Raw genomic sequence first — 14,059 nt, forward strand, 5'->3', positions numbered from 1 at the left:
GCGAGGCAATACCGTGAAAAATTTTAAGAACAAAGTGGCCTTAGTAACGGGTGCCAGCAGCGGGATTGGTGAAGCCATTGCCATTGCGCTGGCCAGTGCCGGTGCAACCGTCATTCTGACTGCGCGTGATCAGGACAAGCTCGACGCCGTGCGCCTGAAATGCATCGGCGCCGGGGGCAAGGCCTGGGTCTATGTTGCCGAAGTCAGTGATGAGGCGCAGATGCAAGCGCTAGCGGATGCGGTACATGCGCAATTTCCCGCCATCGACATCTTGGTGAATAACGCCGGTGTGGTCATGGGCGGCTTTACCTGGGAAGTTGAACCCTCGGACTGGAAGCGTCTGCATGACATCAATGTGATGGGCGTGGTCTATGGCATTCGCGCCTTTGTGCCGAAGATGATCGAGCGCGGCCAAGGTGGTCATGTCGTCAACATGGCGTCGGTGTCCGGCTTTTTCGGCGCACCCGGCATGAGCACCTACAGTGCCAGCAAGTTCGCGGTCGTTGGCCTGTCGGAATCATTACGGCTGGAGCTGCATCGCCACAAGATTGGCGTCAGCGTGATCTGCCCCGGCTTCGTGAATACGCCAATTCAAACCAAAGTGAAGATGGTCGGCAGCCTAAGCAGTGAGAAAGCGCGGGCGCGCGTCGCCAAAGACTTCGAGAAGACGTCGCTGACACCCGAGCAAGTGGCTCAGCGTACGCTGCAGGCAATTCTGCGCAATGAGGCCGTGGCCGGCATAGGCAAAGAAGCTGTGCTGGTTGGTGCCCTGAAGCGTTGGGCGCCGGCCGTGCTCGAACGCTTTATGCGCGCAGGCTGATACAGGGCCAGCCACGCTCCTGTGCGATGCGGGTGAGGGTCTCATCCGCATCCACCGCCACCGGATGCGCCACCACCTCCAACAGCGGTAAATCGTTGCGCGAGTCGGAATAAAACCACGCACCGTCCAGCGATTCGCCGCGCTCGTCCATCCACGCCTGCAAACGCGTGATCTTGCCGGCTTGGAAGCAGGGCGTGCCGGCGAGCTTGCCAGTGAAACGGCCATCTGGCGTTTGCTCTGGCGTGGTTGCAATCAGGTGCTCAACGCCTAAGCGCTCTGCAATCAATTCAGTGACGAAATGATTTGTCGCGGTAATGATGACCAGCGTGTGGCCCATGTCGCGATGCTTCGCCAGCAGGTCAAATGCTTTCGGCAATAACAGGGGTGTGATGCACTCGGCCATGAACTCATCGCGCCATTGCCTCAACGTTGCCGGCTCATTTCGAGCCAGCACCGCGAAAACAAACTCACAGAAAGCCCGAATATCGAGTGTGCCAGCACGGTAGTCGGCATAAAAACCATCGTTTGCCAGGCGATAGGCCTCGGCATCGACATGCCCGCGTGACACCAAGAACTCCCCCCACGCATGATCGGAATCGCCGCCCAGCAAGGTGTTATCAAGATCAAATAGGGCCAGCGTCATCGCGAGATGCTCCAAGGGGGGGCGGAAAATGGCGATGATACCCACAGATAACGAAAAAATCCGCCGTCTAGCTTGCCCCGCTTCGGGGCGTCAGGTAGTAATGGCAGCAATAACAAATTGTTTTTTAAGGAATCACCGTGATTGACGAGGATGGCTTCCGACCCAATGTCGGCATCATCGTAGCCAATGCCGCCGGACAAGTTCTGTGGGCACGGCGCTACGGCCACGACGCGTGGCAATTTCCCCAGGGCGGCATCGCCGATGGCGAGTCGCCGGAGCAGGCGATGTACCGCGAATTACACGAAGAAATTGGCTTGCAACCGCAGGATGTGAAAATCCTGGCGCAGTCGCGCGGCTGGCTGCGCTACCGCCTGCCGCGCCGCTTTATTCGCCACGACAAGCCGCCGATCTGCATCGGCCAGAAGCAGCGTTGGTTCTTGCTGCAACTGGTGGGGCCGGAGTCGCATGTGAAGCTGGATTGCCAGAAGCCGGCCGAATTCGACCGCTGGCGCTGGGTGAGCTATTGGTATCCGCTGGATCAGGTGGTGTCTTTCAAACGCGAAGTCTATCGTCGCGCACTTAAGGAACTGCTACCGCGCCTGCCCGTTCAAAACAGTTCTGCGTTGGTAGGTTGATATGCCCATAACGCCGACCGAACCGAGCATGCTGGAAGTCCTGCGTCGCATCGTCCAAGAAGTGGACAACGCGCCCAGCTTTCAGGCCGCTCTCGATGTGCTGGTCGCGTCCGTGCGCGAAGCCACCGACACCGAAGTGTGCTCCGTCTATTTGCTCGACGACCGCACCGAACGCTTAGTGCTGATGGCCAACGAAGGCTTTAATCCAGCGTCTATCGGCGTGGTCAGTCTCGGTTTCAGCGAAGGTTTGGTCGGCCTCTGCGCCACCCGCGAAGAGCCCATCAACTTGCAGGATGCCGCCACGCATCCGAGCTATGTGTATTTCCCGGAAACCGGCGAGGAGCGCTACAACGCCTTCCTCGGCGTGCCCATCATGAATCGCCGTAAGGTCTTGGGCGTTCTCGTGGTGCAGCAGTTGGAAAACCGCCGCTTTGACGAAGGTGAAGTCGCGTTTTTGGTGACCTTGTCTGCTCAGCTCTCCGGCGTAGTGGCGCATGCCAAAGTCATGGGTCAACTGGAAGTGGTGCGTGGCTCCCGCGCCACGCCCACGCAGATTTATCAGGGCATTACCGGCGCCACGGGCGTCACGCTCGGGCGTGCCGTCGTGCTCTACCCGAAAGCCGATCTAGAACAGGTGCCTGATCGCGCGGTGGATGACATTGATAGCGAATTGGCCCTGCTTGAGAAGGCGCTAGAAGCGGTCCGTGAGGAAGTGAGGACGCTGGACCTGCGCATGGCAGGCACGCTCATGCCAGAAGAGCGCGCACTGTTTGATGTCTATCTGCGCATGCTCGACGACAACGCGTTGGGAGGCGAGATTGCCGAACGTATCGAAGCCGGCAATTGGGCTCAAGGTGCTTTGCGAGAAGTCATCGATGAGCACATGCAAAGCTTCTCGGCCATGGAAGATCCCTATCTGCGTGAGCGCATGTCAGATGTGCGCGATCTCGGCCTGCGCCTGCTGGCGCAACTGCAGGACCAAGAGTCCGAAGAGACCCGCGAATTCCCAGAAAATAGCATCTTGGTCGGTGAAGACATTTCCACGGCCATGTTGCTGGAAGCCCCGTTAGATAAAGTCTGCGGCGTAATCTCCGCCACCGGTGCGGCGAACTCGCACATGGTCATCGTAGCGCGTGCGTTGGGCATTCCGACCGTGGTTGGCGTTAGCGACATTCCGGTCACTTCGCTGGATGACGCCGAGATGATTGTCGACGCCTACCTTGGCCGCGTCTTTGTCCGCCCTTCACGCGTGTTGCGTAAGCGCTACAAGGAAATCATCCGCGAAGAGCAACAGCTCGTTGCCGGCCTCGATGCCTACAAACAGCGCGAAGCCGTCACCCCCGATGGCCATGCCATGGCGCTCTGTGTGAACACGGGCCTGATGGCCGACGTGGCGCGCGCGAAAGATCGTGGCGCTGAAGGGGTTGGCCTGTATCGCTCGGAAATTCCGTTCATGCTGCGCGAACGCTTTCCTGGCGAGGAGGAGCAACGGAAGATTTACCGTCAGCAGCTCGAAGCCTTTGCGCCCAAACCCGTCACCATGCGCACATTGGACATCGGTGGCGACAAAGATTTGCCCTACTTCCCCATTGAGGAAGACAACCCCGCGCTGGGCTGGCGTGGCATTCGCATCACGCTCGACCACCCGGAAATTTTCATGGTGCAGGTTCGCGCCATGCTGAAAGCGGCTTCCGGCCTAAATAACCTGCAAATTCTATTGCCCATGGTCACCACGGTGGGCGAGGTCGACGATGCCGTGGCACTGATTCATCGTGCCGTGCATGAGCTGAAAGAAGAGGGCGAATTCGAGGTGTCGCTGCCACGCATCGGCGTGATGGTTGAGGTGCCTGCCACGGTGATTCAAATTGCCGACCTGGCTCAGCGCGCCGATTTCGTCAGCATTGGCTCTAACGACTTAACCCAATACTTGCTGGCGGTGGATCGTAACAACACGCGCGTGGCCGACCTGTACTCGCCGTATCACCCCTCCGTGCTACGCGCCGTGCGTTATGTCGTTAACGAAGTGCATCGCGTGGGAAAGACGGTGAGCATCTGCGGCGAAATGGCAGGTGATCCGGGCACGGCGATTTTGCTCATGGCCATGGGCTTTGATTCGCTGTCGATGAGCGCCAGCAATCTGCTGAAAGTCCGCAAAACTGTGTGCATGACACCTCTCACCGAGGCCAAATTACTGCTCGATGAAGTGCTGGCCTACGACAACCCCGCGCAGATTCGGGCCACCGTTGAAGCGAAGTTAACCGCGCTGGGACTGATCGATTTGATTCGGCCGCAAGGGGCGCGCACTAACTAAGGCGCGTCAGCTCGAACCGATGATGCCGCCCTTCGTTATAGTCCTGTTCGTGCCAATACACGCCGTCGCGCGCAATCCGCAGCCAAGTGGAATTGCGCGTGCCATAGGCGGGCGTACGAATACAAATGGGCGATAACACGCGCTCCATCGCTAACCCCACGCCGGTGTTCGGTAGCTCGGTGTCCGGCGCGGGCGTTGTATCCGCTAGCAGGGCGAGGTGGGCTTCCGGCACATTCACTTGCCGCTCGGTGAGCGCCTGCGCGCCGTCCAACAGGCGCATCAGTTTCGGCCAAGGGGCATCGAGCGTGGCATTGGACAGCCCATGCCAACCGACGGCGACTTCCGTTGGCTCGGGCTGATGGCTGCCGACGCACCACAGCGTATCGGCATCTGCCAATAACAGGTTAAATCCGCCGTAGCGCTCACGCTCGGCGTGAACCTGCTGTGCGAACGCAGCTGCAGTCAGGTCGCCACACAGATACGCTGCCGCCAACTCGCCCCGCGAGCGCGCAGCCGCCGGCATGCTTGGATCGCGCACATTCGTCAGCGCCGCAAATCGGCCGTGCAGCGTGACGCCCATCCACGTACCGCCGCCTTGTAAATCACGCCCAGCCAGCACGGTCTGCGCCTCAGGCCAGAGGTGCGTTGCCTGCGCTGGGCGCGCTAAAAATTCGTCGCGATTAGCCCATACCTGAAGCGGCAGGTCGGATTGTGGTTGCCAATGAAAGGCTAAAAGGCACATGTGTCATCTCCCAAGAGGCTCGCTGATCATGCCCGACACAGCTATGATGCGTCAGCGCTTTTCAACTTCGTGATGCTGAATCTATGAGCCTACTATGTTGATCTACCCCCACATTGACCCCGTTGCTCTCGCCTTAGGGCCTCTAAAAATCCATTGGTACGGCCTCATGTACCTGTTCGGTTTTGCGTCGGCCTACGGCCTAGCCCTGTGGCGCGCCAAACGCATGGGCTGGTCGCAGGACCAAGTCGCCGACCTGATTTTTTACGGCGCCATGGGCGTGATTCTTGGCGGCCGCATCGGCTACGTATTTTTCTACGGCTTTGATCGCTTCCTCAACGATCCGCTCTGGCTATTCCGTATTTGGGAAGGCGGCATGAGCTTCCACGGCGGCTTCTTGGGCGTTCTGGTTGCTGGCGTTGTGTTTGCTCGTCAGTACAAAACGCCTTGGTTAGAAATCACCGATTTGCTGGCGGTGATTACGCCACCTGGACTATTTTTTGGTCGTATCGGCAATTTTATCGGCGGCGAACTTTGGGGTCGCCCCGTCACCGACCCCGACTTCGCTTGGGGCATGGTATTTCCCCATGTTGATGCGCTGGCACGTCATCCCTCACAGCTCTACGAGGCCGTCTTGGAAGGCTTAGTCCTGTTTATCCTGATGGTATGGTTTACGCTGAAGCCACGACCCCGCATGGCAGCCTCAGCGCTCTTCCTCATTGGCTATGGCTGCGCGCGGTTTACGGTTGAATTCTTCCGCGAGCCCGATGCCAACCAAGGCTTTGTCTTATTTGATTGGATGACCAAGGGGCAAATGCTCACCGCGCCCATGATTGTGGCGGGTGTTGTGCTCATGCTACTGGCTTATCGCAAAACGGCGATGGTGAAATAAGATGCAAGAGTATCTCGATCTTTTGGCGCGCGCGCGCCATGAAGGCAGCTTTAAAACCGACCGAACGGGCACCGGCACTTACTCCGTATTTGGCCATCAGATGCGCTTCAATTTGGCTGACGGCTTTCCCATGCTGACCACCAAAAAGCTGCATCTGAAATCCATCGTCCATGAGCTGCTGTGGTTCTTGAGCGGTGACACCAACATCCGTTACCTAAAAGAAAACGGCGTACGTATTTGGGATGAATGGGCCGACGAGCAGGGCAACTTAGGCCCCGTCTATGGCTACCAGTGGCGCTCCTGGCCAGCACCGGATGGCCGCCATATTGATCAAATCGCCAACGTCGTGGACATGATTAAACGCACCCCCGACTCCCGCCGACTCATAGTCAGTGCGTGGAATCCGGCCTTGGTCGATGAAATGGCGCTACCTCCCTGCCATGCCCTGTTTCAATTCTATGTTGCTCCTTCCGCCGTGCCGGGCGAGCCTGGCAAGCTCAGCTGCCAGCTTTACCAGCGCAGTGCCGATATTTTCCTGGGCGTACCCTTCAATATCGCCTCCTACGCGCTCTTAACCCTCATGGTGGCGCAAGTCTGCGGCTTACAACCCGGTGATTTTGTTTGGACCGGCGGCGACTGCCACCTCTATAGCAACCATGTCGAACAAGCCGATTTACAGCTCACACGCCAGCCCGGCTCCTTGCCGGTCATGCGCATTAACCCTGAGGTCACCGACTTGTTTGCTTTCCGTTTTGAGGACTTCACGCTGGAAGGTTATGACCCCCAACCACACATTGCTGCCAAGGTGGCCGTATGAGCCAGCCTAGTGATCACATGCTGACCGGCACCGCCGGAGATGATTACGCCACGCTACCGGACGATACGGTGCGACTCGCGCTCATCGTTGCCATGGCTGAAAATCGCTGCATTGGGGTAGGCAATAATTTGCCCTGGCGCTTACCCGCCGATCTGCAATATTTCAAGCGCATCACCAGTGGCAAAGCCATTGTTATGGGTCGCACCACCTATGACTCGCTGGGGCGACCGCTGCCGAATCGCACCAATATCGTGGTCACACGCAACCCCACGTGGGACGGCCCCATTGGCATCCGCCTGGTGCACTCTCTGGAAGCTGCACTGGCGCTGGCCGAGGCTGTGGCGGTGGTGAACGCCCAAGACGAAGCACTGATCATCGGCGGCGCGGAAATCTACGCGCAAACGCTGAGCCAGGTCTCGCGCATGTACATCACGGAAGTGGAAACGACGGTAGACGGCGATGCCTTTTTCCCCGAGTTTGACCGTGGCCAATGGCGCGAAACCAGCCGCGAACGGCATCACGATGAAGCCAGTGATCTCTGGTTTAGCTTTGTGGTTTATGAGCGCGATTAACTGCAGTCCACACGGTCATCGAGCTGAAAGCGTGTGACTACGGTCAGCGGCCAGCCCTTACGCTGCCATATCTTTTGCACCGTCATCGACAACTATGGTGACCTCGGTGTTTGCTGGCGCTTAGCGCGGCACTTAGCGCATGCGCACGCTGTGGCCGTGACACTCTTCGTCGATGACCTAAGCAGCTTTCAACACCTCGCACCCGCGCTTGACCCCAAGCGGCCAGTGCAACGCTTGGGCGATATCACCATCCAGCATTGGTCTTCGGATTTTCCCGCAGCTGCGCCGGCCGACCTCGTCATTGAGGGCTTTGCCTGTCACTTGCCGGAGAGCTACATCCTCGCCATGGCAGCGTGTTCGCCGCCACCCGTCTGGATCAATCTGGAATATCTCAGCGCGGAAGACTGGGTCGAAGGCTGTCATGGCATGGCGTCTACGCATCCGCAAACGGGGATGGAAAAGGTTTTCTGGTTCCCGGGGTTTTCGCCAGCAACCGGCGGGCTGCTGCGTAGTCCGTCTGAAATGCATCTGTTCGCTAAGGTTCATGAGCAGCCAAAAATCGGTCGGCATATTTCATTATTTAGCTATGAGAACCAAGCTATTGCCGGGCTATTAACGGCGCTGGCTAGCGACTCCATTGCAACCACGCTCTCTGTGTTCTCCGGCCGCGCACTGACCGACGTCAGCGCCTGGCTAGGCCAGCCGCTCGCCATTGGCGATACCGCCCAGCGCGGCGCGCTCAGCATCCATGTTTTACCCCTGCTCGATCATGCCGATTACGATCACCTCCTGGCACGCAGCGACTTAAATTTGGTGCGCGGTGAGGATTCCTTTGTGCGCGCCCAGTGGGCGGGTGCGCCCATGCTTTGGCATATTTATCCGCAGGAAGATGAAGCGCATTTAATCAAACTGGCTGCCTGGCAAGCACGGGTAGAGCGCATCGCTGCAGCGTCCGGCACGCCACTGCCGCCCAGTTGGTCACAGGCGTTAGCGGCATGGAATTGCCACGCCGAGACCGCTAGCGCTCCACCCGAAAATCACTGGGCACAGTTGCTGGCCGACTTACCCGCCATCCGTAACGCCATGCGAAACTGGCGAGACCATTTATTGACGCAACCCGATCTCGCTACGCAACTGATGCGTTTTTATGCAGATCGGGTAGAATCGCGGCCAAAATAATCCCGCACTCCACTATTTTCGGAAGCACACGATGAAAACCGCAATGGAATTCCGCGCCGGCAACGTGATCGACATCAATGGCCAGCCCATGATCGTCATCAAGACCGAGTACAACAAGTCCGGTCGTAACGCCGCTGTCGTTAAGATGAAAATGAAGAACCTGCTTACTGCCCAAGCGCAGGAATCGGTCTATAAGGCTGACGACAAGTTCGATCAGATCATCTTGGAACAGAAGAAGGCTACCTACTCCTACTTCGCTGACCCCATGTATGTGTTCATGGACGAAGAGTTCGAACAGTACGAAGTGGAAAAAGAAAACCTAGGCGACACCATCAACTTCATCGAAGAAGGCATGGATGATGTTTGCGAAGTTGTGCTCTATCAGGGCAAGGCCATTTCCGTAGAACTGCCCACCACCATCGTCCGTGAAGTGGCCTACACCGAGCCGTCTGCTCGTGGCGACACGTCCGGCAAGGTCATGAAAATGGCCAAGCTGAACAACGGTTTCGAGCTGCAGGTTGCCGCCTTCATCGAATCTGGCGAGCGCATCGAAATTGATACGCGCGATGCCACTTTCAAGTGCCGCGCCAAGGGCTAATGCCGCCCTAAGCAGCTTTGCAAGACTCGAAAGAACCGGCCTTTGTGCCGGTTTTTTCGTTTATGCAGATGCCGAGGCCGATGGCCACGCACGGCTCACTAACAAGGCCAGCAAGATGACGACGCAACCGGCGAGCTGCTGCGATGTCATGCGCTCACCTAACCAGATTGCCGCCAGCGACGCCGTCCAGACCGGCTCTACAATCATGATGACCACGCCATGACTGTGTGAGGACAGGCTTTGCGCGTAGGTTTGAATTAAGAAGCGGGCAGCCGAGCCTAGCAAAGCACTGGCCAGTACCCACATCACCAACGTGCCACTCACCGTGTTTAGCGTTGGCAGCCAAGGTTCATAAACTGCTGATAATACGGTGGTCACCACACCCACCGTGAGCATGACAATGGTGGTCAAAGCTAAGGCTGGCACCTTAGTCACTGCACCCTCCGCATGACTCGCTCGATGATTGGCCGCGCGCGTGTTGAGGGTGTAATAGAGCGCAAAGAGCGCCGCTGCCAGCACGAAATACCACTGCCCCGAAGCCAGCGTGAAGCCATCGTGCAAGGACAGCAAAGCAAGGCCTGCGGCCGCAATAGGCAAGGCGACCCAGGTACTCACCGGCACCTGCTCAGCAAACACCCAGCGGCCAATGACGGGCACCAGCACTACCCCTAAGCTGGTCAGGAATGCGCCTTCCCCCACATGCGTGCCGTGAAACAAGCCCAAAATCCACACGCTCATCCCCGCAGCAAAGCACAAGCCGACGCGCAAACTCCGGCGCCACTGCAAGGCATTCAATCGACGCAGCTGCGGTAAGCCCCAAAGTGCTAGAAACAGCCCCGCCAATAAGAAGCGCACGGCCATAAATAAAAAGGGCGGCATCAGTCCAATAGCTTCTTTCGAGAACAGCCAACTCATGGCCGCGAGTAGTGTCACCAAGATCAATAAGATATCGGCCTTTCGTGCGTTCGATAGCGCCACAAGAAACCCCAAATGCCATAATGCAGAACGAACAGTTTACGGCAGGTCATCATGCAAACGCTTCCATCAACACAAGAAGTTACCCCAAAAAATCGGGTGCTTTTTGCCAGCTTGATTGGCACCACCATCGAGTTTTTTGATTTCTACATTTATGCCACGGCCGCCGTTCTGGTTTTTCCCATTTTATTTTTCCCGGCCGATGACCCTGCGGCGGCGACGCTACAGTCGCTGGCCACGTTTGCCATCGCCTTTTTTGCTCGCCCATTAGGGTCTGCCGTCTTTGGTCATTACGGCGACAAGTTAGGCCGTAAAGCCACTCTCGTGGTTGCGCTGTTAACCATGGGCCTATCTACCGTTGCCATTGGTCTCTTGCCCACCTATGCACTGATAGGGGTCTGGGCACCATTACTGCTGGCCCTGTGCCGTTTTGGGCAAGGCCTCGGCCTCGGCGGGGAGTGGGGCGGCGCCGTTCTGCTGGCCACCGAAAACGCACCACCCGGCCAACGCGCTTGGTATGGCATGTTTCCCCAGCTCGGCGCGCCCATTGGATTTATTCTCTCGACCAGCCTGTTCCTACTGCTGACTAGCCTGCTCAGTAGCGAGGACTTTATGTCGTGGGGTTGGCGCATTCCTTTCCTTGCCAGTAGCTTGCTGGTCTTGGTCGGTCTCTATGTGCGCTTACGCATCACCGAAACGCCAGCCTTTCTGGCGGCAAAAGAGAAGCAAGAGGCCGTGGGCGTGCCCTTGGTCAAGGTGTTCAAAGATCACAAAGCTGCCATGCTCGCTGGCACGCTTATCGCCATTAGCGCCTTTGTGATTTTCTACCTGATGACGGTGTTTACGCTGAGCTGGGGAACCAGTCAGCTCGGTTACAGCCGCGAGGAATTTCTAAAATTTCAGCTCTTTGGCGTGGTGTTCTTTGCCCTAGCCATTCCGGTTTCTGCGTATTGTGCCGACCGTTTTGGCTGGCCCGTGACCATGCGCTGGGTCGCCATCATCATCATTCTCTTTGGTGCCAGCTTCTCGGTGCTCTTTGGATCGGGCCATATCGCCGGCGTGCTCGCCACTCTAGCCTTAGGCTTCACCTGCATGGGCCTTACCTACGGCCCCTTGGGCACTCTGCTCAGCGATTTATTTCCTACCCATGTGCGTTACACCGGCTCGTCACTGGCCTTCAATCTCGCGGGTATTCTGGGCGCATCCATTGCCCCCTTTACCGCCACATGGCTGGCTACCCATTGGGGGCTGATGGCTGTTGGCGCTTATATCGCCCTGGCGGGTGCCTTGGGGTTGCTGGGGCTTAACAGTCGCGCAGTGCGGTACGCGCGCGGCGACTGACCCGTCCAGCGGCGAAAGGCACGTCCAAAATTGGATGGATCGAGATAGCCCAACTCCGTGGCTATCTGATCGACCGACAAACCGCTGTGCAGCAACAGCTCGACGGCGCGGCCTCGCCGTAACTGCTCCAGAATCATTTGAAAACTGGTGCCTAACTCAGCCAAGCGTCTGCGTAAGGTGCGCGGCGACAGGTGCAGATCATTTGCCACAGACTCCAGCGTAGCGGTTTCAGCTAAACGCAGCTTGGTGATACGGCGAACATCCGGCAGCAGGCCGCCTTCATCATGGAGACGCTGTAACTCTGCCTCGCACTGCACCTTCGCCATCGCCAGCAATTGGGGATCCGGCAGGCCCAAGGGCATCTGCAAACCAGCACGGGGAAATCGCACCTGAGTGAACGCACAGTCGAAACTCAGGCGATCACCCAACTGGGCACGTAACTCGGCGTGATGAGCTTGCTCTGGGTAGCTCAAGCGAATTTCCGCATTGAACTTTCGACCAGTCACTTGCTGTCCGCACACCATAAACAGACTAATAAGCGCATCGAGGACCATGACTTTGATGGACCCTAAGGGCACCCGCTCATCCAGCTGAATGACCGCCATTTCGCCCTCGCGAAACAGCCGAATTTCTAACAAGCTAGTGCGTGTGCGGAAGTAACGCACCGCGAGATCGGTCGCCTCACCGATGGTGCGACTGGACAACACGGCATAGCCTAAAAAGCCGTGACTGCGAATATTTAACAACTGCCCCAGGTGCAGCCCGAGTCCGGGGTCGGGCAGCAGTCGCTGAGTATTGGCAAAGACCTTTAGGCAAAGCGCTAAAGGCACTTGACGATTAGGCTGCTCCAACTCCGCTAAGCCTAGCTCCGTACCTGCCAAGACCTGCTCAGAACTAATACCGCGCGTGTGCAAATGCTGACACAGCAGCAAGAGATAGTGGGCCGACAGTGTTTCTTCCGTTAACCTGCGCGCCGTGGTCATTGCCACTGGCCTCCAATGACCGATTTCGCGGAAAATATACCCTGCAAAACGGCCGAAGCCCAGCGCTGAAATTCATCCTGCCCAGAATGCAAAAAGCCACAGCTTTCGCTGAGGCTCTATGCACAAAAATAAATGGTGGCCGGGGGCGGAATCGAACCGCCGACACGCGGATTTTCAATCCGCTGCTCTACCAACTGAGCTACCCGGCCACGGGAGGGGCGTATTAAAGCGGGGCAAAGTGGATGCGTCAAGCCTTGGTGGAGGGTTGCGTAGGTTTTTCTGAAGTTTTTACCTTCTTTAAGGCAGAGGCGCCGGGGAAACCTGGCCAATTACGCCGCCACAGGCGAAGCAACCAGCGCTCAATGAGCACTAACTGCACAACAAACCACAGACTGGCAAACCAGCATAAAGCCGCCAGCGTGAGACTCAGCTCAACCGAGGTCGTGCCCCAACTGACTAAGACATAACCGGGATCTTGTCGCAGTGCGACTGCCACTAAGATCAGCAGCACCGAGATACTGAAGAGCGCACCCAAATGCCGGCTCACAGTCGCGTCTCCGCTGTTTGCATGAGCACATCTAGCGCGGCGCGTGTACTCAGCGAGGGCAACGACAGTTGCACTTGCAGCGCCTGTAAGGCGGCCAGCTCATCGAGGAGTGGCACGAGGGTCGCGCTGGGTAGTGCCGAAAGTTGTTGCTGCACACGCAAACTCAACGTTTCTAAGGCGGCGCGATAAACCACGCCATCGCCACGCAGCAGAGCCAGTTCGGCTTGATTGATCAGCAGGCTCAGTTGATCGCGCAGCAGCTGGAGTCGCGAGGCGTCCAAAAGCGGCTGCAAGGGCTCGTCATACTGGCGAATCACAATCAGGGCACGAAACTTGGCTAAGCCCTGCTGCCACAGATTTTCCATTTTATCTTGAGCATTCACTACTTGCGGCACTTGGCGCCCAGCCTCGCGAGGCAGCGCCAGTGTGGTGACGCGGCGATCCAAGTTTTGCAGACGTAGATAAATACCGGCCACATCCACACGCGGTAGTCCGGAGAGCACGCTCAAGTCTTGCTGTAAGGCGCGTCGTAACGGCATCAATGAAACGTCTGCTTGACCCGCCAGGAGTCGATCCGCTGCTAACAAGGCTTGTTGGGCCTGTGCCGCATCATGATTAATGAGCAGCGCCTGTTCGGCCACTGCAACACTGTCTGCTACGCGACTGGTGAGCCAGCGCTGACGTACTTGCGGGCCCTGTGCCAACAGGCTATCCAAACGCGCTTGTTGGAGCTTGAGCATTTCTTTATTAAGCCCGGCCTCGGTCCGCAACACCGACATTTGCTTACTCAGCTCGCCATGCTCGGCGCTCAGCACTTTTACCGCCTGCTTGGCGCGGCGGTGTTGTTTTTCGCTATGCCAGGCCACCGCTGCGGCTGCAATCGCCAAAATCGCTACGATGCTGAGCAATACCTTAAAGCCCGGCGTTAACGGTCGCTTAATAGACACCGCCGTCACTAACGATTGCCGACTGTTGCTACCCACCATGTGCATTCCCTATGTTGGCTA

The 14,059-nt window shown here is 57.6% G+C and carries 15 protein-coding genes and 1 tRNA gene; 9 read left to right on the forward strand and 7 right to left on the reverse strand.

Going from position 1 to position 14,059, the window contains the following annotated elements; genetic code table 11:
* Positions 1-13 precede the first annotated feature (13 nt).
* Entirely contained in the window at positions 14-820 is an 807-nt protein-coding gene (locus A8710_RS01225; RefSeq protein WP_068857615.1) for an SDR family NAD(P)-dependent oxidoreductase, read from the forward strand.
* Here the strand turns inward: A8710_RS01225 and A8710_RS01230 are convergent.
* Complete coding sequence (locus A8710_RS01230) at positions 804-1,463, reverse strand: histidinol-phosphatase (RefSeq protein ID WP_068857616.1); 660 nt, start codon at positions 1,461-1,463, stop codon at positions 804-806. The two genes, A8710_RS01225 and A8710_RS01230, sit on opposite strands and share 17 nt — an antisense overlap.
* Positions 1,464-1,600: 137 nt before the next feature.
* Here A8710_RS01230 and rppH point away from each other — a divergent pair, with 137 nt between their 5' ends.
* Together rppH and ptsP are read left to right on the forward strand one after the other, a co-directional pair.
* Positions 1,601-2,098, forward strand: coding sequence for an RNA pyrophosphohydrolase (gene rppH, locus A8710_RS01235; protein ID WP_068857617.1), 498 nt, complete (start codon positions 1,601-1,603; stop codon positions 2,096-2,098).
* A gap of 28 nt (positions 2,099-2,126) precedes the next feature.
* Complete coding sequence (gene ptsP, locus A8710_RS01240) at positions 2,127-4,409, forward strand: phosphoenolpyruvate--protein phosphotransferase (RefSeq protein ID WP_068857618.1); 2,283 nt, start codon at positions 2,127-2,129, stop codon at positions 4,407-4,409.
* Here the strand turns inward: ptsP and A8710_RS01245 are convergent.
* Positions 4,402-5,151, reverse strand: coding sequence for an NRDE family protein (locus A8710_RS01245; protein WP_068857619.1), 750 nt, complete (start codon positions 5,149-5,151; stop codon positions 4,402-4,404). The genes ptsP and A8710_RS01245 overlap by 8 nt on opposite strands.
* 94 nt (positions 5,152-5,245) lie before the next feature.
* Between A8710_RS01245 and lgt the strand changes: the two genes are divergently transcribed.
* The 5 genes from lgt to efp are packed head-to-tail and all read left to right on the forward strand — an operon-like array spanning position 5,246 to position 9,206.
* The gene (lgt, locus tag A8710_RS01250; protein WP_068857620.1) at positions 5,246-6,040 is read left to right on the forward strand and encodes a prolipoprotein diacylglyceryl transferase; all 795 of its coding nucleotides are present in this window, start codon (positions 5,246-5,248) and stop codon (positions 6,038-6,040) included.
* A 1-nt stretch (position 6,041) separates the two neighbouring features.
* A complete protein-coding gene (locus tag A8710_RS01255; protein WP_068857621.1) occupies positions 6,042-6,857 on the forward strand; it encodes a thymidylate synthase in 816 nt (271 codons plus the stop codon).
* A complete protein-coding gene (locus A8710_RS01260; RefSeq protein ID WP_198341584.1) occupies positions 6,854-7,429 on the forward strand; it encodes a dihydrofolate reductase in 576 nt (191 codons plus the stop codon). The genes A8710_RS01255 and A8710_RS01260 overlap by 4 nt, the downstream gene beginning before the upstream one ends.
* 33 nt (positions 7,430-7,462) lie before the next feature.
* Complete coding sequence (gene earP / locus A8710_RS01265) at positions 7,463-8,608, forward strand: elongation factor P maturation arginine rhamnosyltransferase EarP (protein WP_068857622.1); 1,146 nt, start codon at positions 7,463-7,465, stop codon at positions 8,606-8,608.
* A gap of 31 nt (positions 8,609-8,639) precedes the next feature.
* Positions 8,640-9,206, forward strand: a complete 567-nt coding sequence (efp, locus tag A8710_RS01270) for an elongation factor P (protein WP_068857623.1) — start codon at positions 8,640-8,642, stop codon at positions 9,204-9,206.
* A gap of 60 nt (positions 9,207-9,266) precedes the next feature.
* On the opposite strand, the gene A8710_RS01275 is transcribed toward efp, so the two are convergent.
* Positions 9,267-10,184 carry a DMT family transporter gene (locus tag A8710_RS01275; protein WP_082968629.1) on the reverse strand — a complete coding sequence of 306 codons (918 nt, stop codon included), beginning with the start codon at positions 10,182-10,184 and terminating at the stop codon, positions 9,267-9,269.
* A gap of 51 nt (positions 10,185-10,235) precedes the next feature.
* Here A8710_RS01275 and A8710_RS01280 point away from each other — a divergent pair, with 51 nt between their 5' ends.
* Complete coding sequence (locus A8710_RS01280; RefSeq protein ID WP_068857624.1) at positions 10,236-11,522, forward strand: MFS transporter; 1,287 nt, start codon at positions 10,236-10,238, stop codon at positions 11,520-11,522.
* Here the strand turns inward: A8710_RS01280 and A8710_RS01285 are convergent.
* The 4 genes from A8710_RS01285 to A8710_RS01300 form a co-directional block, all read right to left on the reverse strand.
* Positions 11,447-12,505 carry an AraC family transcriptional regulator gene (locus tag A8710_RS01285; RefSeq protein ID WP_068857625.1) on the reverse strand — a complete coding sequence of 353 codons (1,059 nt, stop codon included), beginning with the start codon at positions 12,503-12,505 and terminating at the stop codon, positions 11,447-11,449. The two genes, A8710_RS01280 and A8710_RS01285, sit on opposite strands and share 76 nt — an antisense overlap.
* Positions 12,506-12,638: 133 nt before the next feature.
* Positions 12,639-12,714, reverse strand: a tRNA-Phe gene (locus A8710_RS01290).
* Between the two features lie 38 nt (positions 12,715-12,752).
* The gene (locus A8710_RS01295; protein WP_068857626.1) at positions 12,753-13,052 is read right to left on the reverse strand and encodes a hypothetical protein; all 300 of its coding nucleotides are present in this window, start codon (positions 13,050-13,052) and stop codon (positions 12,753-12,755) included.
* Positions 13,049-14,038: a uroporphyrinogen-III C-methyltransferase gene (locus tag A8710_RS01300; RefSeq protein WP_157686233.1), complete on the reverse strand. Its 990-nt coding sequence runs from the start codon at positions 14,036-14,038 to the stop codon at positions 13,049-13,051. Before A8710_RS01300 ends, A8710_RS01295 begins: the two co-directional genes overlap by 4 nt.
* Positions 14,039-14,059: the final 21 nt, after the last annotated feature.

Origin of the sequence: Perlucidibaca aquatica (assembly GCF_001676655.1) — a bacterium.
In the GTDB taxonomy this organism is placed as follows: domain Bacteria; phylum Pseudomonadota; class Gammaproteobacteria; order Pseudomonadales; family Moraxellaceae; genus Perlucidibaca; species Perlucidibaca aquatica.